This window comes from Mesobacillus harenae (genome assembly GCF_013343715.1).
Classification (GTDB): domain Bacteria; phylum Bacillota; class Bacilli; order Bacillales; family Cytobacillaceae; genus Mesobacillus_A; species Mesobacillus_A harenae.
Genome location: NZ_JABUNR010000003.1, coordinates 193,712 through 218,850, shown reverse-complemented (window position 1 = coordinate 218,850; position 25,139 = coordinate 193,712). Strand labels below are relative to the sequence as shown.

Annotated in this window: 25 protein-coding genes and 1 other annotated feature; of the genes, 1 reads left to right on the top strand and 24 read right to left on the bottom strand. The window is 42.8% G+C overall.

Annotation, left to right across the window (positions count from 1 at the left end; genetic code table 11):
• Positions 1–20: 20 nt before the first annotated feature.
• From mreD to HRJ06_RS04940, 24 genes are all read right to left on the bottom strand, one after another.
• A complete protein-coding gene (mreD, locus tag HRJ06_RS05055) occupies positions 21–539 on the bottom strand; it encodes a rod shape-determining protein MreD (protein ID WP_174729856.1) in 519 nt (172 codons plus the stop codon).
• On the bottom strand, positions 536–1,420 hold the full coding sequence (gene mreC, locus HRJ06_RS05050; protein WP_174729853.1) for a rod shape-determining protein MreC: 885 nt from the start codon (positions 1,418–1,420) through the stop codon (positions 536–538). Before mreC ends, mreD begins: the two co-directional genes overlap by 4 nt.
• 23 nt (positions 1,421–1,443) lie before the next feature.
• The gene (locus HRJ06_RS05045) at positions 1,444–2,466 is read right to left on the bottom strand and encodes a rod shape-determining protein (protein ID WP_174729851.1); all 1,023 of its coding nucleotides are present in this window, start codon (positions 2,464–2,466) and stop codon (positions 1,444–1,446) included.
• 171 nt (positions 2,467–2,637) lie between these two features.
• Positions 2,638–3,309, bottom strand: coding sequence for a RadC family protein (gene radC / locus HRJ06_RS05040; protein ID WP_174730248.1), 672 nt, complete (start codon positions 3,307–3,309; stop codon positions 2,638–2,640).
• A gap of 75 nt (positions 3,310–3,384) precedes the next feature.
• Complete coding sequence (locus HRJ06_RS05035) at positions 3,385–3,957, bottom strand: Maf family protein (protein ID WP_174729849.1); 573 nt, start codon at positions 3,955–3,957, stop codon at positions 3,385–3,387.
• 232 nt (positions 3,958–4,189) lie between these two features.
• On the bottom strand, positions 4,190–5,203 hold the full coding sequence (locus HRJ06_RS05030) for a hypothetical protein (RefSeq protein ID WP_174729847.1): 1,014 nt from the start codon (positions 5,201–5,203) through the stop codon (positions 4,190–4,192).
• Between the two features lie 429 nt (positions 5,204–5,632).
• Complete coding sequence (locus HRJ06_RS05025) at positions 5,633–6,451, bottom strand: hypothetical protein (protein WP_174729845.1); 819 nt, start codon at positions 6,449–6,451, stop codon at positions 5,633–5,635.
• Positions 6,448–7,089, bottom strand: coding sequence for a hypothetical protein (locus HRJ06_RS05020; protein ID WP_174729843.1), 642 nt, complete (start codon positions 7,087–7,089; stop codon positions 6,448–6,450). Before HRJ06_RS05020 ends, HRJ06_RS05025 begins: the two co-directional genes overlap by 4 nt.
• Complete coding sequence (gene pilM, locus HRJ06_RS05015; RefSeq protein WP_174729841.1) at positions 7,089–8,078, bottom strand: type IV pilus biogenesis protein PilM; 990 nt, start codon at positions 8,076–8,078, stop codon at positions 7,089–7,091. Before pilM ends, HRJ06_RS05020 begins: the two co-directional genes overlap by 1 nt.
• A gap of 23 nt (positions 8,079–8,101) precedes the next feature.
• Positions 8,102–8,848, bottom strand: a complete 747-nt coding sequence (locus tag HRJ06_RS05010; RefSeq protein ID WP_174729839.1) for a prepilin peptidase — start codon at positions 8,846–8,848, stop codon at positions 8,102–8,104.
• 3 nt (positions 8,849–8,851) lie between these two features.
• Positions 8,852–9,274, bottom strand: coding sequence for a type II secretion system protein (locus HRJ06_RS05005; protein WP_174729837.1), 423 nt, complete (start codon positions 9,272–9,274; stop codon positions 8,852–8,854).
• 145 nt (positions 9,275–9,419) lie between these two features.
• Positions 9,420–10,625 carry a type II secretion system F family protein gene (locus HRJ06_RS05000; RefSeq protein ID WP_174729835.1) on the bottom strand — a complete coding sequence of 402 codons (1,206 nt, stop codon included), beginning with the start codon at positions 10,623–10,625 and terminating at the stop codon, positions 9,420–9,422.
• A complete protein-coding gene (locus HRJ06_RS04995) occupies positions 10,625–11,665 on the bottom strand; it encodes a type IV pilus twitching motility protein PilT (protein WP_174729833.1) in 1,041 nt (346 codons plus the stop codon). Before HRJ06_RS04995 ends, HRJ06_RS05000 begins: the two co-directional genes overlap by 1 nt.
• An 11-nt stretch (positions 11,666–11,676) precedes the next feature.
• The gene (locus HRJ06_RS04990; protein WP_174729831.1) at positions 11,677–13,338 is read right to left on the bottom strand and encodes a GspE/PulE family protein; all 1,662 of its coding nucleotides are present in this window, start codon (positions 13,336–13,338) and stop codon (positions 11,677–11,679) included.
• A 25-nt stretch (positions 13,339–13,363) separates the two neighbouring features.
• Positions 13,364–14,752 (bottom strand): VanW family protein, encoded by a 1,389-nt coding sequence (locus HRJ06_RS23175; RefSeq protein ID WP_174729828.1) that lies wholly within the window; start codon positions 14,750–14,752, stop codon positions 13,364–13,366.
• A gap of 19 nt (positions 14,753–14,771) precedes the next feature.
• Positions 14,772–15,539, bottom strand: a complete 768-nt coding sequence (locus tag HRJ06_RS04980) for a PRC-barrel domain-containing protein (RefSeq protein WP_174729825.1) — start codon at positions 15,537–15,539, stop codon at positions 14,772–14,774.
• Between the two features lie 74 nt (positions 15,540–15,613).
• On the bottom strand, positions 15,614–17,113 hold the full coding sequence (locus HRJ06_RS04975; protein ID WP_174729822.1) for a hypothetical protein: 1,500 nt from the start codon (positions 17,111–17,113) through the stop codon (positions 15,614–15,616).
• 190 nt (positions 17,114–17,303) lie between these two features.
• Positions 17,304–18,254 carry a pilus assembly PilX N-terminal domain-containing protein gene (locus HRJ06_RS04970; protein ID WP_174729819.1) on the bottom strand — a complete coding sequence of 317 codons (951 nt, stop codon included), beginning with the start codon at positions 18,252–18,254 and terminating at the stop codon, positions 17,304–17,306.
• Between the two features lies 1 nt (position 18,255).
• On the bottom strand, positions 18,256–18,666 hold the full coding sequence (locus HRJ06_RS04965; protein WP_174729816.1) for a PilW family protein: 411 nt from the start codon (positions 18,664–18,666) through the stop codon (positions 18,256–18,258).
• Positions 18,663–19,079, bottom strand: a complete 417-nt coding sequence (locus HRJ06_RS04960; RefSeq protein WP_174729813.1) for a type IV pilus modification PilV family protein — start codon at positions 19,077–19,079, stop codon at positions 18,663–18,665. The genes HRJ06_RS04965 and HRJ06_RS04960 overlap by 4 nt, the downstream gene beginning before the upstream one ends.
• A gap of 365 nt (positions 19,080–19,444) precedes the next feature.
• Positions 19,445–19,594: a diguanylate cyclase domain-containing protein gene (locus HRJ06_RS04955; protein ID WP_242035141.1), complete on the bottom strand. Its 150-nt coding sequence runs from the start codon at positions 19,592–19,594 to the stop codon at positions 19,445–19,447.
• 163 nt (positions 19,595–19,757) lie between these two features.
• Positions 19,758–20,021, bottom strand: coding sequence for a hypothetical protein (locus HRJ06_RS04950; protein ID WP_174729810.1), 264 nt, complete (start codon positions 20,019–20,021; stop codon positions 19,758–19,760).
• Positions 20,022–20,414: 393 nt separating this feature from the next.
• Positions 20,415–21,716 (bottom strand): bifunctional folylpolyglutamate synthase/dihydrofolate synthase, encoded by a 1,302-nt coding sequence (locus tag HRJ06_RS04945; RefSeq protein WP_174729807.1) that lies wholly within the window; start codon positions 21,714–21,716, stop codon positions 20,415–20,417.
• 66 nt (positions 21,717–21,782) lie between these two features.
• Entirely contained in the window at positions 21,783–24,425 is a 2,643-nt protein-coding gene (locus HRJ06_RS04940; RefSeq protein WP_174729803.1) for a valine--tRNA ligase, read from the bottom strand.
• Positions 24,426–24,525: 100 nt separating this feature from the next.
• Positions 24,526–24,763 (bottom strand) — a binding site (T-box leader).
• Between the two features lie 182 nt (positions 24,764–24,945).
• On the opposite strand from HRJ06_RS04940, the gene HRJ06_RS23170 reads away from it, so the two are divergent.
• Positions 24,946–25,137, top strand: a complete 192-nt coding sequence (locus HRJ06_RS23170) for a hypothetical protein (RefSeq protein ID WP_242035140.1) — start codon at positions 24,946–24,948, stop codon at positions 25,135–25,137.
• The last annotated feature ends 2 nt before the right edge of the window (positions 25,138–25,139 follow it).

Sequence of the window (25,139 nt, the reverse complement as noted above, 5' to 3'; positions counted from 1 at the left end):
TATAAAATTCAGTCGATGCCTTAATCATTTCGCAGCTCATCAGCGTATCTTTCAAATCTGCGCCTTAATGGATAAGCAGCAATAATGATAAAAACAAGATTTAAAAGAAGTGTAGGATATAAACGAAGCGTGGCAAACGCAGAAAACTCCATATTGGTTCTATGAATTAAATAAAGAATTTCGTAGACTCCAATTTCGAGAACAGCAATGCCAAGCAGAGACACTAATGAAACGATTACAATATTAGTTTGAAGAGCTTTCATCACCCTTGAAAACAAGTAAGTCAAAACCGGAAACATAAACATATAAATTCCAATGATTTCAGTATAGACGATATCGAATAGAAGTCCGAATACAAATCCATATAAAATACCAGATTTAGTGCTGCCGTATATGGCCAGGAAAAAAATGGCCGCCCACAAAAAATGGGGTACAAAAATAGAGCCATTGTTGAACAGATCAGCAGGGAACAGCTGAACGAATAGACTCTCTGCTATAAATAAGAAAGCAAATAAAATGGGCAGAAGGAACCTGCTCACAGCTCCTCCTCCTCTGCACCTTCAGTTAATTCTCCTTCCGGCGGCTGGGTCATACCCCTTTCTACAACCATAACATGCTTGATATCATAAAAATTGGCTTCTGGCTTAACATAGGCCGTCTGATTTAGCCCAAATTCATCAGGAACAACCCGTTCTACCTTCCCAATCTGCAAGCCTTCTGGAAATACCCCGCCAAGCCCAGATGTCTCAACGACCTGCTCTTCTTTGACTTCCGCATCAAAAGGGATGCCTTTCAATAGCAGCAAGCCCTCTTCCTCGTCATATCCGGAAATGGTTCCAAATAGATTTTTCTCTCCCTGGATAACAGCTGAGACCCTATTCTTCGGGTCAAGTGAACTTAAAAGCTGGACTGTAGCTGTAAACGGCGTCGTGTTTTTCACCTTGCCAATCAGGCCTTTCGAAGTAATAACGGCCATATCCGACTCTATTCCATTTGCCTGTCCCTTGTTGATGACAAGAAGCTCATGCCAGCGGTCAGGGTTTCGCGCAATCACAATCGCCTGTGTTGGTTCATAGGATCTTAGTGATCCCTGAACATCAAGAGTTTCACGAAGTTCTTCATTGTCCTTGTTCAAAGCATGCACCTCAGCTTCAAGCCGTGCGAGGTTATCCAGACGTTTCTTTAATACTTCATTTTCTTGATATGTATTTTGCAAGTCTTGAAGGTTTTCAAAGAAACCGGCAACATAATGAGCCGGCCTTGATACCAGAGACTGGACCCAGCCGGATGTGTCTTTAACAAACTGCTCCGGCCAGGTAAGCTGATCCCGGTCTCTTAATGAAAAACCAATCAGTGCCACGAGGATAATAATGCTGACAAGCAAAATAATCAGGCGTTTATTAAGAAAAAACTGTGGCATGATCTACACCTCTAATTTCAGCATTATCGCGATTCTTTCGCTCTATTTTTAAATAAGTCAATGTGGTCCAAGGCTTTTCCAGTTCCGATTGCCACACAATCAAGCGGATCTTCAGCAATCAAGACAGGCATTTTTGTCTCTTCACTAATTACCCGGTCTAAATTACGCAATAAAGCGCCTCCGCCTGTCAGTACAATCCCTCTGTCCATAATATCTGAGGCAAGTTCTGGAGGAGTTTTTTCCAACGTAAGCTTAACAGCATCAACAATTGCATATACCGTGTCATGCAGTGCTTTAGAAATTTCCTCTGCTGTAATTTCAATCGTTTTTGGAAGCCCAGTAAGCAGATCACGGCCGCGGATTTCCATGTTGTCAATTCCCTCTGGATCTCCCGCAGAGCCTACTTCCATCTTAATAGCTTCTGCAGTCCGTTCCCCAATCATGAGGTTGTAAGTTTTACGGATATAGTTGATCATTGCTTCATCCATTTCATCGCCCGCGATTCGAATCGATTGGGATGTAACAATGCCGCCAAGTGATATAATGGCAACCTCAGTCGTTCCGCCCCCGATATCGACTACCATGCTTCCTGTTGGTTCCCAGACTGGCAGGTTAGCTCCAATAGCAGCAGCGAACGGCTCTTCGATCGTAAATGCATCTCTGGCTCCAGCCTGGCGAGTTGCATCAATGACTGCCCGTTCCTCTACGGCCGTAATTCCGGATGGCACACAAACCATTACATAAGGTTTACGGGCGAAAATCCCTTTGTTTTTAGTTGCTTGCTGAATATAATACTTCATCATGGTTGCCGTTGTTTCATAATCGGCAATTACTCCATCCTTCATCGGCCTAAGCGCGACTACATTTCCTGGAGTTCTTCCAATCATATTTTTCGCATCGTTGCCGACTGCGACGATTTGTTTTGTATCTGTCTGTAAAGCCACTACAGATGGCTCTCTTAACACAATTCCTTTTCCCTTTACATAAACGAGGGTATTTGCAGTGCCTAGGTCTATGCCGAGGTCTCTTGTCCCAATTCCAAACATGCTTGTATCTCCCTTTCTAAAACAAAATACAAAATGATCAAGGTAATTTTATCTTTTAAAAAATCGACCTAATTCTTCACGATTATTGTCTTTAGCTGATTTTGCAGTCAGCTGTCAGGCCATAAAAATCATAACTTATATTATAACCCAACGCCTTGTAAAATCCTAGTATCACACATACCCTTTTTCCTTCAGGCTAACAAATTTATTTTCCCCAATAATCAGGTGGTCAAGCAGCTCTATGCCGATTATCTTCCCGCATTCAGCAAGCCGTTTTGTAACCTCAATATCTTCTCTGCTCGGGGATGGGTCGCCTGATGGGTGGTTATGAAGACAAATAATAGAAGCGGACGACCTGCGTACAGCCTCTTTAAAAACCTCACGAGGATGAACGATCGAGGCATTTAGGCTCCCGATAAATATCGTCTGTTTATGCACAACCTGGTTTTTGGTATTTAAATATAGACAGACAAAGTGTTCCTGTGAAAGAAACCTCATATCATTCATTAAATACTTGGCACCGTCTTCTGGCGATCGGATGACATAACGATCATCCTGAATATGGGTGGCAATTCTTCTGCCAATTTCAGCTGCAGCCAGTACATGAATTGCCTTTGCAGTACCTATACCCTTAATTGCCGTTAATTCTTCCAGTGTGGCATCTTTTAAAAACCTGAGCCCTTCAAACTTGGACAAAAGTCTGTTGGCCAGCTGCAGGACCGACTCTTCTTTTGTTCCAGTACCAAGTACGATGGCAAGCAGTTCATGGTTGGAAAGGCTTTGCGGACCATTTTGTATAAATCTTTCACGAGGACGCTCATTTTGCGGGTAATCACGTATCATTATGGATTCAGTTTTCAAATAATCCTCCCCTATCATATCAGACAATGGGAGCCTTTAAGAGGAAAAGGCTAATTTTCAGTAAGGGAGAACATAGCCAGCACGTTTTAACTCACGCACTGTTCGGGATACAGGAAGGCCGACGACCGTGAAATAGTCACCAGAAATTTCCCTAACCAGCATACTGCCAAGACCTTGTATGCCGTAGCCTCCTGCCTTATCAATAGGTTCCCCGCTTTTAACATAAAAGTCAATCTCTTCATCGGTCAACTCCCAGAATGTCACATCAGTTTTCTCATAAAATGTTACTTCTTTATCAGGAGTTAAAATGGCAACACCCGTATAAACGGAATGAAGTTTGCCTGAGAGTGTTTTAAGCATCCTTCTGGCTTCCTGCTCTCCATCCGGTTTTCCGAGAATGGTTTCCTCATCGACAACCACCGTATCGGAGCCAATGATGTAGCATCCTGGAAAGCCTTTTGCCACCGATTTAGCTTTTCGAAGAGCCAGCTCAGTTACAGCTTGTTCAGGAGTTAAGCCGGCATCGAAGCTTTCATCTGCATTACTGCTGGAAATTTCAAAATTTAAGTGGATAGTTTCTAGAAGTTCTTTTCGTCGTGGAGAAGAAGAGGCCAGTATGAGGCGTTGCATAGAATCACCTTTCCTTTTTAACTTGTATCAGTTAGGGAGATACAAGCTTATCGTAACAGACTTAATGAGTGTTAACAATTTTAAAAAGACAGATTTCAACATAATTTTTAATAATCTTCCAAAACGGTAAAGAGAGCCTGTCCATTCATAGACAAGCTCTCTTACGATAACCTATTTCCCAGAAAATATTATTGTTTCTTATCATCTTCTGAAAATAAACTCGAATTTTGGATTACTGGTTATGATATACAGCTAGAAATGATACCAGTTCTGCTTGCATCTTGTCTAACTGCTTCTTGTCCTTAGTCTTTTCAAAAGAGACAATTGCTTCAGATGTACTATGAAGATGTGTTGTCATGGTTTGAACCTGACTATTGGTCATCCCGCTCTTCTCAACAGCCTTTAGTTCGGCAACCTGCTTCTCGATCTTACCAGCAAGCCCATTTGCCATGCTTCCTGAAGAAGCTAATTGTGAGCTTGCTGCTGTTAAATCTGCAAAAAGCCCAGGCATTTTCTTTAGGGCTTCCGCCTCAGCCGCCTGAAGCCCTTTGAGAGTACCAGCCCCAATCCCTATTGGTTTCGGAAAAACCTCAACCCCTTTATTAGCGATGCTGGCGGCTAAAAGCTTAGCGTTTTCAAGGGTATCAGCCGTCCCCAAAAATAATGCTGTTTTCTCTTCAATCTTGAAAAGCTTGGCCGGAACTCCCTTAGAGGCAGTTGCATCACGAGCCTCTTTGGCGAGTTCCTCAGTAGTATAAACTCCCCCCTGAACCACAAAGGTATTAATCAGGCTTAAAGGCGCTTCCGTTCCCTCGCCAGCCGCTTTCGGAGGAGTATTTCCAGCCGCGCCAGAGACCGGAACTGCATCAGGGGTAACATTAACAAACTTTAACACAACCATGCCAAAACCCGTGCCTAATAGCACGGCAAATAAAACAATGAGCAGGATCGTAGAAACGACACTAGTTTTGAATTTTTTCAAATAAAAACGCACATCTTTTTTCTTGCTTTTTTTTGCCGTGCCTTTATGGATGGTGTATTCTGTTATTTCCTTGTGCTGGATTGGTTCGGGTAAGATCCATTCAAACTCATCTTCAGCCTGTTCTTGGGAAACGGCCGACTCTGTTTCAGCTATTTCCTGCGAATTCTTACTGAAATCTGATTTTTCATCTTCTGTCACTTCATCTTTAAAAGGATGGTTCGCACCATTAATTTTGATCGTAATCGTCTTATTTTTCCTCTCCAAGTTAGCCCCTCCCTCTCCTGTCTCAATAGGTTGTCCCTATCCTAACATAGAGGCAAAAAAAAATAACAAGACTTTTGTCGTCTTGTTATTGAATGCTTTCGTCAAATTTTTTAATTATTAGACTCTGTTATCTTGGCTGTTGATTTACGTTCTAGACGCTCGCTTTCCGCGGGGCGGTCGGGAAGCCTCCTCGGCGCTGAAGCACCTGTGGGGTCTCCCCTGTACCGCTGCTCCCGCCGGAGTCGATCGCCATAACTCCAATCAACACTGATAAAAATCACCAATGTTCTTTAACAGAGCCAATTATTAAACTCTCTTACTTGTACGGAAACATCTACTCCAGCCGCTATCTTTCCGCGTCGGTACGCCCAGGCCGAGAAGATACGCCCTTCGTTCCAATCAGCCAGCCGCAAAATTAAGAATGAACCATTATGGCTGCCTGGTCAGATTTGAGTGGAGTGTTTCTGTCACGTTGCCAAAAGAATTGAAAGGATTTCGTTTATTGCCAGGTTCGGGTACATCCAGCTTAGGAAGCTGATTCTGTAAATCCGCTAATTCAGGCATATAGTAAGCCGCGACAATGACCTTATACGACAATGGGCCTGTAGGATCGGCAAGTGAAACGATTTCCTTTGGCCCAGTAAAATCAATCATTTCAACAGTTGTCACTCTCTTCAAACCTTCTAATGTGGCAATGAATTTCTCCAAATCATAGTAATCAGCTGATTCAACTGTCAAATTAGCCACTACTTTTTGAAGGCCGGTAGGAGCTGTAACCGGAACTTCAGCCTGCACAGCAGGCTCCGCATTAACATCTGTAATCGCCTCTGGTGATGCTTCTGGTGTTACTGATGTTTCTCCGGAAGACTCAGCCTGACTTTCGGGGCTGGCGGCTGGTTCGCTTAATAAACCTGCTTCAGACTCAGAAAATTCAATAGATACAATAAAACTCTCTGAGATGACTTCAGCCTTTTCAAAGTCCAGAATTAACTGTTCCACTAAAGGCTTGACTGGAAGCTTTTGCTGGAGCTCAGTCGTACTGTGAAATGTATTCCTATTAGCTGATTGCAATCTGCCTTGAACGGCAGCCAGAAGACGCTCTTCGGTTTCAAGCTGATTCTCCTTTAGCTTAACACTATCCTTTAAAGGCTGAATATAGCCGTAATAAGCAACTAAACTTCCTATTATTAGAATAAAACCTGCAAGGCTAAGCAACAGCCATTCTTTTTTAGATAAATCAAGGTTCATGATGCATCACTCCCCTGTGTCAATGCATCATCTTCTGCATTTTTTTGAACGATTGCAGCCTGATTAATCAAAAGCTCATACTCCGCAATATAGCGCGGAATGAAGTTTGCATTTTTCATTTCTTTCTTACCTTCATTAGACTGGTCAGTTCCGTCATTAAAATCTTGTGTTTTCAGAAAAAGCAGTTTGGCATCATCTACCATCGCTGAATCTAGCAGAGTCGATAAGTAGAAGGCTCCTTCTCTGGAGGCATCAAATTGTACTCTCAGCCTGACTGTTCCACCGGCGGTATACTGAAAATGCTCAATAAAGCCTCTGTCTGGCAGCAAGGAAGTCAAGTGCCGCAATAAAGGCACAGTGGGGATTGGATAAGAGCTCGCCCACTCGACAGCCTCTTCTAGTTCAACAGCAGAATGGGACGTTTCAAACGCTGAAAACCTTTCCTGTTCAGCAGCCAGGATTTTTTGAGCAGCCTCAATTTGTTTGTCAGCATCAGCTAGCTGCCTTTCATATAATGAGCCCTGCCAATACAAAACCCCAGCAACACTTAAAAATACTATAGAAATAAAAGCTGCTAATAACAGACTTGATGAGTGCTTTGAATCTCGTTTTGGAAGGAGGTTTATGTCTACGAGCATTATTTCCCCTCCTTTAATCCCAAGCCTAAAGCAAGGTAATGGCTTCTTTTGAATTCATCTTTGCCTGAATCAGCCTGCCTAATATGTAAGGTATCTACTGGAAGGTTAAAGCGGTTTTTGAGCTCAGGTAAAATATCCCCTAACATTGGATGGTCACCATTTAAGAGAATTCGGTTTAAGCCCTGCTCGGCCTGATTCAAGGAGTAACGGTCAAAATCTATAAACTTGTTTATGTCTTTATAAATATCTTCAAACTGATAATTAAGCTCTTCACGGTCGCCAATATAATCCAATTCATGGACTCCTGATTTTCCCAGCTTAATATCCCAATTCCCATCTATTTCAACGGGAATATGCCTCATAAAGATCGGAATATCTTTTTCAAACACACACAAAGTTACCATTTGCAAGTCAAACTGAATCGTCAGCAGACGCTCTCCCATTCTCGATCGATCCTGTTTGACATATAGTCTGTGAAGAGCAAGCGGAGAGATATCAGCTGCAATTGGCTTCAGTTTATGGTCCGAAAGCAATTCGGAGTAATCAGTGACAAGCTTTTCAGGCGCTGCAAACACCAGCACCTGTTTCTTATTGTCTTTTTCAGACAAAACCAGAACATCAAACACCGGTTCCTCAAACGGCAGATGGATCGTGGAGCCGAGCTCTAGATAAAGATAGCCGTCCACTTCATCATCTTTTACATCAGCTGGAATGGAGACCTTTCGAATGATAACGAATGAATCAGGTACAAGGAAGCGAACTTCCCTTTTCTGAATCTTCCATTCATCAAGACACTCTTCCAAAATATTTCCCAACGTTTCAGCATCGGCAATCCGGCCTTCTGCTATAATGCCTGAAGGCAACAACCGTTCACCCCAGCGCTGCGGCTGTGGCGGATTCGTTTGCTTCACTTCAACATAACGAATCGAATGGTCATTAAACACCAGATTCACCACTTTATTTCTTCTTGGAAAAAGAGTAAATGCCATTCTTCCGCCTCCCCAGTGCTAAATTAAAAAACTAATAGGTTTATGTACCAAGTAAAAATCATCTCTCCATAAAAGTACGCAGTCAGCGTACCCATTGCTATAAATGGACCAAATGGAATCGGCTGTTTGCGCTTCAACAGCCCAAGCAAAAGACCCGCAATTCCAAACAATGCCCCAAACAATGTTGAAAAAAAGAAGGATAACAGCAACGTCTTCGTACCTACGGCAAAGCCAATCAGTGCAAACAGCTTTATATCTCCGCCACCCATTCCGCCTTTGCTGACCACGCTGATCAGAAGAAGCAGAAAAAATCCAACTGCTGCCCCAAGCACCCCGTCCCACCAAGGCATGAGCGGATCGAACAGCCTGGCGATAAAAAAAAGCCCCGCAAACCAAACCAGCACCTTATCAGGGATAAGCATATAGGCCAAGTCGGAGACTGTGATAATCATAAATAAAGAGATAAGAAGAAGTGCAATCACTAGTTCGCCGCTCCAGCCAACAAGCAGGTATGCCCCGGCAAACAAAAGCCCTGTCAGCAATTCAATAAAAGGATATACAGGTGAAATGCGCGCCAGACACTGGCGGCACTTCCCCCTTTGAAATAAATAAGAAAAGACTGGTATCAGTTCGGCTGCCGTTAACTGGTGCCGGCAATGCGGGCACGCAGACCGCGGCGCAACAATCGATTTATTTTCCGGCACCCTCAAGCCCACTACATTAAAGAAGGAGCCGAGGAGCAGGCCGTATATGAATAATAATACGAACATACCTTATTTTGAATGATCTAATAATTGTTTTTCAGTAACTTCTGAGTCTGCTGTTTTCCCAATTGCTTCAGAAGCAACATGACTGGTGATTGTATATGTTTTTGTAGCCTTTAGGTATTTGACCGTGTAGTCGGTATCTTCTACGTTAGAAAGATAATCCGTTAACCCACCAAACGTTGGTGGTGTTGCAGTATCTTTCACGTGTTTCCAAGTCTCCGTACTGCTGTTTGAGGAATGAGCTAATTTAGCTGCATTAATAATTTGAATTGCCTCTGCTACCTTTGCATCTTCTTTAGACTTGTTAATAATCCCGCCAATACTCGGTACTGCGATCGCAGCAATAATCCCTAAAATAACGATAACGGCCAAAAGTTCGATAAGTGTCAATCCTCGCTGGTCCTTCAAACGCTTCTTTAATGCTTTCATTTGTTTTCTCTCCTTTTGGTTATTTAGTAGTATTTTCCTAGGACTATTAGCAACAACTTAATGCTAGTATACAAGAAGTCTAGTAAAGAAAACACTAGATTTTGTTATTTTCTGTAGTTATTTACATTTAATTGTCAAAATTTTCTTAGCCAACATGGTTAAAGATTTCAAACATTGGTACCATGATTGAGGTGACAATGACCCCAACAACTCCTGCTAAAAAAACAATCATTAGCGGTTCAATTAATGCTTTGATCTGATCGGTCCCATTTTCGACCTCTTTTTCATAGAAGTCGGCCACTTTGCCGAGCATACTGTCGAGCGATCCCGTCTCTTCACCGATCGAAATCATTTGCACGACAAGCGGTGGAAAAGCCCAGTGGCCCTTCATTGGGTCCGTCATTGACTGGCCTTTTTCCAGGGAAGAGCGGGACTCCAGAATTACTTTCGAGATCACATCGTTTTCAACAACTTTGCCAACAATCGTCAATGCGTTAAGGATCGGGACCGAGCTAGCCACCAGCGAACTAAGCGTCCTAGTCATTCTTGCCAGGGCTGCTTTTTGCAATAGCTTGCCAAAGATAGGCACCTTGAGGATAAACACATCAAGGTAATAGTTCGCTTTTTTATTTTTCTTAACTGCCGTTATCGCCAGCATAAGCCCAATCCCTAAAAGGATTATAAGCCACCAGAAAGATTGCATGAATTGACTGGAGTTTAAAACAAACTGGGTAATAGCCGGCAGCTCGCCGCCAAAATCTTCAAACATCTGAACAAAGGTTGGAACGACAGAAACGAGCAAGAAAATAACAACACCAATCGCAATTACTCCAATTACGGCCGGATAGCTGAGAGCTGAGATGATTTTCTGCCTTGTATTATGCTGCTTTTCAAAGTGGTCAGCGAGCCGTTCAAGAGTCTCGTCCATGTTTCCTGATGCTTCACCTGCTCTGATCATATTAATAAACATCGGGCTGAAGATTTTCGGATGTTTTTCTGCTGCATCGGAAAGCGGGTTTCCATCGCGGAGTTCATGCTCAATATCAAGCAGTGCTTTGCGTAACGGCTTACTCTCGGTTTGTGCAGCAAGAATTTTCGTGGAGTCGACGATCGTAACTCCTGCTTTAATGAGTGTCGCAAACTGCCTCAAGTAAATAACAAGATGCTGAAATTTCACAGGGTTCCCTAAGGTAATTTCCTTTGTATAAACCGATTCTTGGATTTCAACAATTTCAGTTGTTCTAATGCCGTCCGCCCTGAGCTTTTCCATGGCTTCCCGCTTGGACCCTGCAACGATTTTGCCTGATGTTTTTCCGCGCCGGTCTCTTCCGGAGTACTTAAAACGCGCCATTAGCTCAGTTTCTCCTGTAGATATGGATCAGCTGCTTCTTGCGTAATCAACCCGCTGACTAACAGCTCCTTGATGCTCATTTCCAGGGTGACCATTCCGTACGCTTTAGAAGTTTGCATAATGTTCATGATCTGGTGAATCTTCTCATTCCGGATCAAATTGGCCACAGCAGCATTATTAATCATGATCTCTATTGCTGCCTTTCTTCCTTTACGATCAAAGGTTTGAAAGAGGCGCTGAGAGATGGTCGCCTCCAGTACTGTTGCAAGCTGAAGCCGGATTTGCGGCTGCTGGGCAGGTGGGAAGACATCAATAATCCGGTTAATTGTTGCAGGTGCACTTCCTGTATGGAGCGTGCCAAAGACAAGATGCCCTGTTTCTGCAGCCGTTATGGCTGTTTGAATTGTTTCTAGATCTCTCATTTCTCCGACGAGAATGACATCGGGATCCTGACGGAGAGCTGCTCTAAGCCCGTTTGCAAAGTTTAGCGTGTCAAATCCAACTTCCCGCTGGTCAATGATCGAGTTTCCATGTTTATGCAAATACTCGATTGGATCTTCAAGGGTAATAATATGTTTTCTCATCGTTTGATTTATATAATGGATGATTGCTGCAAGAGTGGTTGATTTGCCGCTTCCTGTTGGTCCGGTAACGAGCACTAGTCCCTGCGGTTTTCCTGCGACCTTTTTTAGCACGTCAGGGAGCTCAAGTTCATCTAGGGTGGGGATTTTTGTCGGAACGATTCGGATAGCCATTGCCATACAGGAACGCTGGTGGTAAATGTTAATTCGGAATCTAGAGATGCCGGGCAGGCCGTAGGAAAAATCAAGCTCACCATTTTCTTTGAACTTTCCCCAGAGATTTTCTGGGATTATCGACCTGGCCATCCCTTCTGTTTCCTCGGGCTTCACAGGTTCCTTACCGTATTTTCTCAACTCTCCATTGATCCGCATGACCGGGGGCACCCCAACAGTTACATGAATATCCGAAGCTTTTAGTTCATATCCTGCCCTGAGCAGCTGTTCAATTTTATCCTTCAAAATGGCACCCCCTATTCCGAAATCGCAATTCTCAGAACTTCTTCAGTTGTCGTCAGTCCTTGCTTAACTTTTAACAAGCCATCGTCTATTAAAAAAACTGTTTTATTTTGGACCGCGATCTCTCTTAATCTAGTAATCGACTCTTCATTCATGATGACACGGCGCATGTCCTCATTGATCGTTAGCACTTCGTGAATAGCAATCCGGCCTCTGTAGCCTGTCATGTTACAGGATGAACAGCCCCTTCCGCGCCAAACCATCTCAATTTTCATGCCTCTTTTAGCAAAAATATCGATTTCCCGCTTGGTCGGTGCCTGCTTTTCAGAGCAATCACGGCATACCTTTCTGACGAGGCGCTGCGCAACGATTCCGCTGATCGAGGAAGCTACCATAAAGGGCTCTACGCCCATATCTATTAATCTGGTTACCGAACTGATTGAATCATTTGTATGGAGAGTACTAAGGACAAGATGCCCTGTAAGAGAAGCACGAATTGCCACCTCAACTGTCTCTCGGTCACGGATTTCTCCAACCATAATGATATTAGGATCCTGGCGCAAGATCGAGCGAAGCCCAGCAGCAAAGGTCATTCCAACATTTTGGTTTACCTGAATCTGGCTGATGCCTTCTATTTGGAATTCAACCGGGTCTTCGATAGTGATAATATTGACTTCTTCGCTGTTAATTTTATTTAGAGCCGCGTACAATGTAGATGATTTCCCCGATCCAGTTGGCCCAGTTATTAACACGATTCCATTCGGTCTATTGATCATAGAGGTAAACCGGTTCAAATTCAGTTTGTTAAAGCCCAACTGGTTAATATCATTGAGCGAGCTGCCAAGATCTAGAATCCGCATAACTACCTTCTCACCAAACACAGTGGGGAGAGTAGATATCCTCAGATCAACAGGGTGAAGATCCAAATTGGCCTTGATCCTACCATCCTGTGGGATTCTACTTTCGGTAATATCAAGATTGGCCATGATTTTAATTCTGGCAGTGAGAACATTCTGCATATGCTTGGGCAGGACTCGCTCGACACGCAAGACCCCATCAACCCGGTACCTGACAACTACTTTTGTTTCCTGCGGATCAATATGTATATCACTCGCCTTCAGTGCAACCGCATTGGAAAGAAGCTGATTTACAAGCCTGACCACTGGTGAGTCTGTATTGGTTATTCTCTCTTCCTGATCAGCTTTAGCTGATGCATCGCTGCCAGCTAGTTCCTCAAAGCCATCGTCCACATCGTAATATTTATTGATAGCCTTAATAATGTCATCTTTTGTAGCAATAATGGTTTCTATCTGAAAACCTGTTGACAGCCTGAGGTCATCCACGGCAAAGAAATCCATTGGGTCCGCCATAGCGACAAAGAGCTTTTCTCCTTCAATTTTTAAAGGGATCACTAAATTTCTCTTAGCCGTTTCTTTGGGTACTAGTGAAAAAAGCTTTGTGTCAAATGGGTACCGAAACAGACTTAAATGGGGAATCCCCAGCTGGAATTCAAGCACTTCAATCAGCTGTTGCTCCGTTATATAGCCCTTCTGCAGCAGCACGTCACCAAGCCTTTGCCCTGGAGATTTTTCTGCCAAGGCAGACTGAAGCTGATCTGCTGTTATGAGACCGGCTTCAACCAGTAAATCACCAAGCCTTTTTCGTTCTTGTGGCATTTATATCACCGCTTTAAATGTCATTTTATTTTTGGGGAACATCATCTGATCTCCCCCAAAATTCGTCATCTTCATTTGTGCGCCCTGGTACGGGCGGTGTGTTATTGCCGCTGCTATTCGAACTTGATGATCCGCTCTCGGGAATCTTTGGAGCAATTCCGTTATCCGGGGCTTGCGGTTTCGAGCCTTCTGTATTTTGCCCAGGCTGGGTGACATTGACTGACTCGGAACCAACCGCGGCAGGAGGAGCTACCTGTTCAACAGGCTTAAATCCAGACACCTCAACCCTGTGAGTGGGAGGATAAAAGTCTTCTGAAGCTGGTTCACTGCTCACAAGCTGTCCTGCTTCGTCATAAATCTCCCTTGCTTTCAAAATCAAGAGACCTTTATCCCCTGCCGTTTCAACCGTTTTTTGGTCCGGCAACAGCAAAGGATTGTACTGTCTAATAATTTTCGGGTTGAATTCTTGTTTATCGGTAACAGATAAAGTGTATTTATATAAGAGCGGTGTTCCTTTTATCTCGACTGTGAATTTTGGAGCATCCCATTTGAATTCAGCACTATAACTAATTTCATTGGGATTGGCAAAAATAAAATCCCTGTTCCCTGAAAGATCTGCCCTTGCTTCAAACCCTGGCTCAGCATATTCGGGTATTTTTCGGCTTATATGCCTTTCAACCACTTCAAAATTAGTTTGTGAAATTGCTGTATACAAAGCAGTAGCAGCAATGCTCACTTCATAATCAGTTAATCCTTCTAGACCTCTGTCACTGATAGCCTTAATCAGAGAAGTTTGTGAAAGTTGTGGAACCTCAAGTGATGGCAGCTTTTGCGTAAACTCAGCCAGGCCTGAACCTCCTTCTTGAACGTTCACCTCAGAGGCAGCAATTATTTCTGCTGTTTCTTGCACATTTTCTGGAATAAAGTCTTGCACCTTAAAAGTGATTTGCCCTGTATTAAGGCTTCCGGCTGCTTGCTTAAGAGATAGAGTGAATAGATCTAACTCAGCAACCTCTGAGACATCTGCCGAGAGACCTAGCAATGCCGCCTCAACAGCCTCCTCTTTTAGCTTAACTATAAGCGGGTTTTGTTGACCATCAACTGCTGCAGCTACTGACTCCGTAATCTGGACGTCAAATTCAGCTAAATCAAAGGGGATCGTTTTTTCTTTATACTGAAACAGAAATTGTGTTTCAGTTTTCCACTTCACAAACTGCTCCTGCAGCAGAGTTTGCGCTTCCCGCTTCGAAAGGCCACCAGCTTCGAGTGGTCCAATCCCTGTATCCTCTGAAAATTCACCGCTGTTAGAGAGAACCGATCCGAATGCCTGGGCTCCGAGGTGTGAGAAGGTGAAGATGTAGGCAGAACAAACAATCAGAACAAGTAATAATTTTGTGCCTGGCTGACTCCTCACAATTATCGGCCTCCTTTTCTTATGCTTCTACATTTAATGATAATTCAACAACTATGCCTGGTCCTGCATCCTGTGCCTTTTCAATTTCACGTGCACTGAGTACTGTTCCTTCACTAATGATAATATTTCCATCTTTGTCGAGGATATCTTTCGTTACTGTCTTCCCGAGTAATATTTCGACTTGTTTAGTTTTCAAGGCTGTCACTTCTGCATCCTCAAGAACAGCCGCTTCCGAAGGTGAAGCTTGAACTTCATCGAAATCTGTTTCAGCAAGTTCTTCCTCACTCTTTTCCAGTTCCTCAGCACTATCTAAGAAGCCAGCAGAGGCATCTTCTTGGACGATTACAATATCCTTGCCAAACGTAACAACTGCACCAGAACGAAGGGCAACCTGCTTTTCACCAATGCTTAACTGCATTCCAAGGATATTACCTGTATCCTGGTCGATAAAAAATTCCAGTACTTCTCCGAGCAATTCACCTTTTCTAGTCATAACCTTTGTATTGGTTATTTTAATTTTCTTGTTAACAAGCTGGTTTGCAATCGGGATTTCATTTAAATCAATTACAGAGCTGTCACTTTCAACTGTCACAGCATATTCGCCTATTCCTACGACTTTTTTAAATGGGATCGCTTTAACGCTGACCTGCCAGTCTTCATGCTCAATAGTCAAAAAGTCAACTGAGCCTTTATCCGGATTGATAACTAGCGATTTAACTGTTCCTACTTGGCTGCCGTCTGAGATGCTGATAATTGGCAAACCGGTGATTTGAGTACTTTTTTTCATATTTTCCACCACACCTAATCGATTAGTAAAGAATCTATTGTATCTGAAAACGCTCTTACTTTAGTTAAGGTAAATTATTGGGGTTTTTTACTAACCCTCTCCAATAAAAACTCAATCTCCATCAGTAGGATCGGAAACTCTGAGAACTGCAGCTTAAGATCTGTTAAAAGTTCTTCCAGCAGTCCGGTTTGCTTGGTCCTTACATAATGGTTCATTAACAGGCTTGCAAACGTATAGTAATCCTGCGGTGCCAGGCCAGGCTTCATATGCTCTTTTATTAAACCTTCATACTCTTCCGGCTTCATCCTGTCCCGTACGATGTGCAGCTCAGCGGCCATCGTTTGAAGCAACTGATGCTGCAACACTGATTTTTTGCGCTGCTTCTCCTCTGTTTCAGAAGCCTCAATTTCAGCTTCTTCAACTGTAGACTTCTCTATGTGGGTACTTCCCTCTATGTCCTGCTCCAGCTCTTCTTCAATTAAAAGATCATCTTCATGGATCAGCTCTTCCAGATTTGCTAGTGATCCTGAATGGAGCTCCCCTTCAATTAAATCTTCTCCATCTTCCAGAATAAGGTCATCCTCAAGAACATCTCCGTCGTCATCTAAGCTTAGATCATCCATAAGAGTCTCTTCCTCAGCAGAAAGCTCTTCTTCCTTTTCAAGGAGGACTTCTTCAAGTGATTCTGAATGGCCCTCTTGAAGCAACTCACTCTCAGGAACCAAAACTTCTTCTTCCATGCTTGGGGCTTCCACTAGCTCGTCTTCCAGCTTATGAATATTACCTTCCTTGACAGCCAGCTCTTCCTGTTGCTGCATGTCTGGTTGGTCATCCTCAGATAAGATTAGTGCCTCCAAATCTGAGTGAACCACAGTTTCTTCGTCAAGCATGGCTTCCTCACTAGTTTCAGCCTGGTTAGCCTCCAGTTCGAGCACTTCCAGATCAGACAGGACCAGGTCAGGCACTTGATCTGCTTCGTTAATAATTAATTCGTCCTCCTGCTCCAGAAGAGCTTCGATTTCACTGAGGTTATGTGCAGATTCTGAATCGTTTTTCTCTGCTGCCAATTCTATTTGAGTCGCATTTCCATTCAGAGGAGCCCCTAATTCATCAATTACGTCTGTATCTGGCAAGCGTGGTTCCTCTTTGTTTTTCTGTCCCGCTTTCTCTACTAAAATTTCCGGTATAGCCTCATCTAATTCAGCGAATGGGGAACTATCGACGGAGACCGGTTCCCTGATATTCCTGGAATCCATGTTTTCAGTATGTATTAGCTCTTTATCCCTTTCTGCGTCCATAAGAGCTTCGTTTCCACCCTCCAATGCCGCCGCAGCATATAGGACACCGCCAAAACGTTTGTCCATTATGTAACCAATTGAGACTGCCAGCAATAACAAAACGAGGAGCGTCTGCCATAACTGAACAGTACCCTGAAGGAATAGGCTAAGCATCGCTATCAGGAAAGAAACAATAACCAGCAGCCCTTTGCCGCGGGATGTTAAACCTATTGGAATAAAATATATAATTGGGACTAGAAGAAGAAGCGAAGCAAGTGCAAACACAAAAGTTTCCAAATTTTCACCCCTTTTGTCAAATATGCGTGCCTAAGCCCGCAAATTACGTGTTTTAAAGACAATTATCGACTTTCTCATATTGTATAATAAACGATTCTAATTTAAAAGGTTATCAAGAAAGGAAACTAGCAAAATTTGACGGAATAGGAAATGCCAGTATAGATACCCTCAGAAACCAGTCAGCACCTACTTACTTATATTGAGTGTTGAAGGTAACGTTATCTGCTTTCCACTCTGGCTTTTGCTGATTGGAACCAATATAAACAGCAGCTTTGGCGTATATCCCATTTACAGGAGGAGTGCGGTTTGAAATTTCCTGACAGCTTGGGAAATCCTTTACCACATCCGGCGGATTATCACCATATAGATATACAGTTCCCTCCACGCAGACTAACCCAAGGTTTCCTATTTTAGGGTCATTTGTTTTAACACTGGCTACTTCAAGGTGAGCATTTCCTTTTACAAGCAAATCAGCGTTGCTATTAATTGTTGCAGCTCCTCGAAGATAAAGATCCTTATAAAAAGTAATGATACTGTTCGATTCCACCTCAAGCCCATTTTCAAAGTAAGCTATATCGTTATAGGAGTATGTTCCTTTTAAAATTTGAAAAGGAGCTTTAACAATGCTCACAACAAGATCTAGCAATGACGGAAACTTATTTAATTCGTTCAGTCTAAATGCAGTCATTTCTCCGTCAATGATTGACTCCTTCCCGTCTTCACTGAAACCGTAGCTCGTAAACGTTACCTTAACTCTTTCTTCCATTGTTGTTCTCCATATATGAATTCTTTCATGTTCGACAACTTCTGTGGTTACGTTAACATTTTTAATTTCATAATAGGGATTAGCCAGACCCACTACAGCCGGGAACTTAATATTAGCCGGCAAGTTGGCTTCAAGTGCTGTTTTCGTTTCTTGAAGGCTTGCTTGTTTTTCTTGCTCAATAATTCTGATAGCTTCTTTTTTTAGGTGCTCCGAACCCATTTCAGCAAGGTTAGTTGCCTGAATTGAATTTCCAGTCCTCTGTACCTGAGCAGAGCTGTTCAAATTCATTGTTATCAGGCTTACTCCTACTATCGTAAATATCGTCATCGTTAGCAGAACCATAAGCAAAGCTGAGCCTTTCTCATTATTTACCACTTTAAGTCCCCCTTGCCAGTGTAGTCCTTAGTGTATAACTCTTGTCTCCGCTGCTTATTACAAGCTTAATCGATACAGGTTTTCGAGTATTAACAAGGATTTCTTCGGAGTTCCCGTATAGCGTTTCCTGGTGAGTAATCTCGGCTTGATAATTAAAACGGCCGGAAAGCACTTTATTGTCAAGAACAACCTTATCCTCATCAACATTTAGTTTATATGAAGAAGACATCAAATGAGCGTTTCGCAGTGTTTCAGCGATGATCTGGGCCTCCTGCTGTAAAAGCACCTCTGATTTGTTGCCGTTTCCCTGCTTTACTCCTGAGTGCCAAATAGAAAACACTAACCCCAGTGCCATACTAGTAAGGGCTAGAGCGGCCAAAACTTCGATAAGAGAAAAACCATGGTTTTTCATCCGTTCCTCTCCTTATAACCAAAAGTCTCAAACGTTTTTATCTTACCGTCCCTTGAATCTGCCCAAATCTCCACTTTAACAGTGAAAAGAGCAACCTGGCTTGACTGGTTTATTTTTACAACTGGGTAAAACCGCTGTCCATTTACCTCTAGATGAAATTCTTCGCCATCGGAAAAATTCGTTCCATATAAAGCATTCCAATCCTGAATGGTTAAGTCTGCCTGCAAAGAAGAGGATTTTACATTTTGCAATATTTCCTGGCTAAGCTGGACAGCCGAACCTGAAGCTTCATTTTTTGAGGTAAATAACTGTGATTGTTGGAAAAACCCAGAAAATGACAGCAAAATAATCGACAATAATGCAATGGCAAGCAATACTTCCAGCAGTTGAAAGCCATTTTGGTTTTTTACCAAAAAATCCTCCTCCTTTCTCTCGCTGAAATCCTATAAGTCTTTTATCCTATTATAATGGTATTTGGCAGAATCCGACAGCGGATTGAGAAAATATTCAAGAAACTCGTCAGCAAAGCTCGGAATATAGAATCTTCCTATTGGGCCCGCCAAGTTTAAAGTATAAAAAAAGAGCAGGCTTTGGCTGCTCGAAAATAATAAGCTATGTGATGTATTCAGCTACCCGATTACGCCCAGCTCTTTTCGCACCAACATACAAAGCCCTGTCCGCATGCTGATTAGGGAGAGAGGATCATTTGCGTCCTGGGTTGCTTCTGCCACTCCAAGGGAAGCAGTTATCCTGACCATAAGCTTCTTTCGGTCATCAGCTAGATTTCCATGCAAGAAAACGGCCGGTTTGCTACTGTCAGCCTGATCGTCTCCGCCAATTCAAGCGCATGCTGCTTGCCCATATCCGGCAGGAAAATAGCAAATTCTTCTCCACCATAACGAGCAACAGTACCATTTTTTCCAACCAGCAGAGAAAGCCTTGCAGCCAGTTCACATAGAATTTCATTTGGTCAAAACACATTTTTCACTATGCTCCTTTGTTTTTTTCATAGTTTTTCGCATTTCCGATAGCAATTTGAGAACAGAGGAGTTCTACAATCATTACCAAAGTATGATCGAACCTTTCTCTGATTAGAGGCCAAGATAAGGACACCAACCACCTCGTTGCTTCGGACAATTGGGCAAGTATCCCCCTTTGGTAATATGGCCCCATTGTTTTCTCGAGTGAAAGATAACCGGTTTCATTGTATGCCATACCATCCAGCTAATCCCTTCATTCCTTTGAAGCGCCCTCGCACCGGGCATAAACCTTTCCCCGCGTGATTTATAGCCGAGCAGATGGAGTTTATGGTCATCACGAACTTCTAAAATAACGGCATAGTCTATCGGGATCATTTTCATTAGCTTATTAGTAAACAGGTCCACTACTTCATTTTACTTTAGCCGCTCGGCGAGCTGATGGTCGATCCCAGCAGCCTGATGAAGTGACAAATTGACCTTTTCGCTAGAATTATACAAGTTTTAGAATAATTAATAGACTGAAAAATGGAAGTCCAACAAATAAAATGGCCGGCAAAGCAAGAACAGGATATAAAATATACAGAATAAGACCGACTGGAAAGGTAATCAGTGAGGTGATGGTTTCCCTTACAAAATCCTTTGATGACAAAGTTAAAATTAACTGGTTTAAAATGCCATTATGCTGCCATTCCTTACTGCTATAACTTAATTTAGATACAGCCAGTTTAACAAATTTTCACACCATTTTCTTGCCTTGTTAGGAAGTTATTAGAGATACTCCTTTAACACTGGTTTGACCTCAGATAAAAAGTATAGCGATCCCGTAATTGCTAGTATTTCATCATTTTCAAGGGCTTGTACCTTAGTTGTCAGGTACGTCTGCCAATTTTCTATTGCCTGTTTTCCAGAGGATGAACTTTTTTGATAGAGTTCGTCTGCAGAAGAAGCCCTCGGAAAATCAAAGGAAGTAAACACGATTGTGTCGGCAGCCTGATCTAGTTTGCTGATCATTCGATCAAGTTTTTTGTCATTTAACGCTGCAAATAGTATGGTAATTCTTTTATCTGAGTAACGGTTACCTAACTCGGATACAAATGCATCTATCCCCTCTTCATTATGGGCTCCATCAAGAATGACTAAAGGTTTTTCTGAAATAATTTCAAACCGTCCAGGCCAATAAGCCTTTAGAAAGCCTGTTCTGATATGAGATTCTTCAAGAGGGAAACTGTAATATCGCTTGAGAAGCTCTGCAGCCATTAACGCCACTGCAGCATTATCGACCTGGTGCTTGCCAATCATACTTATCTCTAAATTTTTGTAATGGCCAAATAAGGTTGAAACCGAAAAGCGCTCCCCCTTAACTAAAGAAACTCTTTCATCAACACTGAAGTGATCTCCTAGTCTATATAAAGAGGATTTTTTTTCTGCGGCTTTTGTTTTAATAACTTCGAACGCCCCAGGCTGTTCTACGGCCGTGACTGCAGGCACCCCGTTTTTTATAATCCCCGCCTTTTCAAAAGCGATTTCCTCATGTGTTTCACCGAGTATTTTTACATGATCCAGACCAATATTGGTGATAACAGAAACAAGCGGGTAAATTACATTCGTAGAGTCAAACCTCCCGCCTAATCCCACTTCAAAAATAACCAAATCAACCGGTTTTATTTTTGCGAAGTAGTATAATGCGATCGCTGTAATAATTTCGAACTCTGTAGGTCCGCCAAGTTCGGTATTGTCCAATTGGTCAGCGAGCGGTTTAATTTTATTTGCACACTTAACAAGATCTTCGTCACTGACAGGAACTCCATTAATACTTATTCTTTCATTAAAATGCTCAATGTATGGGGAAGTAAAGGTACCCACCATAAAGCCCCCCTCTTGAAGGATGGACCTTAAATACGTAACTGTTGACCCTTTGCCATTAGTCCCCCCGATATGAACGGTTTTAATGACCCGTTCCGGATTGCCAAGCTTCTCCATCATCCATTCCATGCGCATGAGGCCCGGCTTCATACCTAGCCTTAAGCGGGAATGAATCCAGCTAAGCGCTTCATCGTAATTAGAAAACATGTTCTATCTCCTTTGTTATGAAATGAAGGAAGACGAACCAGGTTTCGGTTCGCCTTCCAAAAGGAACTATCCCTTTAATTCTTGAATTCTGCCTTCAATAGCAGAACGTTTTTCCATGTAATCTTTTTCTTTCGCGCGTTCTTCTTCAATAACTTGTTCAGGCGCTTTTTTAATAAAACCTTCGTTGCTAAGCTTTTTCTGGACACGCTCTACTTCCTTATTAAGCTTTTCGCGTTCTTTTTCAAGGCGGGCTATTTCCTCATCGATATTGATCAGGCCCTCGAGCGGAAGGATGATTTCCAGCCCAGTTACAACAGCAGACATCGCTTTGTCAGGGGCCGCTATATCGGTGCCGATTTCCAGCTGTTCCGGATTACAGAAGCGAACAAGATAAGAACGGTTTTTCTCAAGAATGGCTGCCGTTTCTTCTTCTTTAACCTTAAGAAACATATTAATTTTCTTGCTCATAGGCGTATTTACTTCTGCACGGATATTTCTAACAGCGCGGATAATCTCCACAAGCAGCTTCATTTCACTAGCTGCTTTCGTATCTGTCAATTCCTCATTGACTTCCGGCCAGCTGGCAATGGTGAGCGAATCACCTTGATGAGGCAGGTTCTGCCAAATTTCTTCTGTAATAAATGGCATGAACGGATGGAGAAGTCGGAGTGTTTGGTCCAGTACATAAGCCAGAATCGACCGAGTCGTCTGCTTGGCTGCTTCGTCCTCACCATACAGCGGTATCTTTGCCATTTCAATGTACCAGTCACAAAAATCATCCCAAATGAAGTTATAGAGAACTCGGCCAACCTCACCAAATTCATAACGATCTGACAGCCTTGTCACCGTTTCAATCGTTTCATTTAGTCTCGTTAAAATCCATTTATCAGCCACACTTTTTTCACCGGTCAAGTCAATTTCTTCATATTTTAGACCGTTCATATTCATCAAAGCAAATCGAGAAGCATTCCAGATTTTATTAGCGAAATTCCAGGTTGATTCGACCTTTTCAATACTAAAGCGCAGGTCTTGTCCTGGCGAGCTTCCCGTAGACAGGAAGAATCGGAGTGAATCTGCTCCATATTGATCAATGACATCCATTGGATCAACCCCATTGCCCAGGGACTTACTCATTTTCCGTCCTTCCGAATCACGGACAAGACCGTGGATAAGCACGTCCTTAAACGGCCGCTCTCCCGTAAACTCAAGTCCTTGGAAAATCATCCTCGAAACCCAGAAGAAAATAATATCATAACCAGTTACAAGACAATCAGTCGGGTAATGCCTTTTAAAGTCAGCAGCCTCCTTGTCTGGCCATCCCATTGTTGAAAAAGGCCATAACGCAGAACTGAACCAAGTATCGAGCACATCATTATCCTGGTGCCAGTTTTCAATGTCTGCTGGAGGCTCTTGGTCGACATACACCTCCCCAGTTTCTTTATGGTACCAAGCTGGAATCCGATGTCCCCACCATAATTGTCTCGAGATGCACCAGTCACGAATATTTTCCATCCAGCGAAGATAGGTTTTTTCAAAACGGTCCGGTACAAAGTTCACCTTATCCTCTTTTTGCTGCAGGGCAATAGCTTCATCAGCAAGTGGCTGCATTTTAACAAACCACTGAGTCGACAGATAGGGTTCAACAACGGCTCCGCTTCGTTCAGAATGTCCAACCGAATGCATATGCTCCTCAATCTTAAAGAGTACTCCATCTTCCTGAAGGTCTTTTACGATTTGTTTCCGGCACTCAAACCTGTCCATCCCCTGGTATTTATCCGCGTTGCCATTCATGCTGCCATCCTCGTTCATTACAAGGACTCTTTCAAGATTATGGCGATTTCCAATTTCAAAGTCATTTGGATCATGCGCAGGAGTAATTTTAACAGCACCAGAGCCAAATTCCATGTCTACATACTCATCGCCTACAATTGGGATTTCGCGGCCGACAATTGGCAGCAGAACCTTCTGGCCGATTAAATGTTTATAGCGGTCATCTTCGGGATGAACTGCCACAGCCGTATCGCCAAGCATAGTTTCTGGCCGGGTTGTCGCAACTTCAATGTGCCCAGACCCATCTGCAAGCGGATAGTTCATATGGTAAAATGCCCCCTGGACATCTTTATAAATGACCTCAATATCAGATAAAGCCGTTTTCGTCGATGGATCCCAGTTAATGATATATTCTCCCCTGTAGATTAAATCTTTCCGGTAGAGAGAAACAAATACTTCCCGCACTGCCTTGGAAAGCCCTTCATCAAGCGTAAAACGTTCGCGGCTGTAATCCAAGCCCAGTCCAAGCTTGCCCCATTGTGTTCTGATATGTCCGGCGTATTCCCCTTTCCACTTCCATGTCTCTTCTATAAATTTTTCACGGCCAAGATCATAGCGGCTTTTGCCCTCATTGCGGAGTTTCTCCTCCACCTTTGCCTGAGTTGCAATACCTGCATGGTCCATTCCTGGCAGCCACAAAACATCATAGCCTTGCATCCGTTTCATTCTAGTCAAAATATCTTGTAATGTAGTATCCCAAGCATGGCCTAAATGCAGCCTTCCGGTTACGTTAGGCGGGGGAATCACTATTGTATATGGCTGTTTTTCCTGGTCATTTTTCGCTTCAAAATATTTCCCCTTCAGCCACCATTCATAGCGTCCATTCTCAATTGCAGAAGAATCGTATTTCGTCGGCATAGTTAGGTTATTTTCTTCCATTTGACTTCCTCCATTCTAACAGTCAACTCCACATAGGGAATTTCATGTTATCGGTTAGACCGGTTTTAATTATACACAGTAAAAAACTCCATTCGCCTCATAAAAGGACGAATGGAGTTATTTCGCGGTACCACCTTTTTTCCAGCAAGAATAAACAATAGCCCTGCTGGCACTTCGATTGATAACGGTTTTCCCGTCTCCTGCTACTTAGGTTAACCCGTTAACAGGAGAAGCTAAAGGGTGACCTTCCAAGGAACTTGCATAGAAAACCTCTCAGCTGCTGGCTTTCCTCTCTTTAAGCAGTTTTACCATGTACTCTTCCCTATCGTTGCTTTTTAAATGATTCACTTTTTATATTGTTATATTACCGAAAAAAGGGGATTGACGTCAATATTCATTTCCTGATTATAAATATATTATACATACTTCCGGCAGGCGGTTCCAATTTTTATGAACTATTAAAGTACATTCAACATAGTATAGAATTAGAGGTTCTGAAAAAGGGGAAGGGATGGAGACAATGAGAAGAGGCTATAATCCATATACGCTCCCGCGCTGGCTTAGAACAACAAGAGCCATTTGTGCACAATTTGTTGTGCCCTTTTGTGTATTTCAAGGCATTCGAACCATTCTAATACCGACCACCTTTGACGTTTTGCTATTGACCATTTTTATTTTGATTGCCTTAGCTATAAAATTCGAATTTATTTAAGG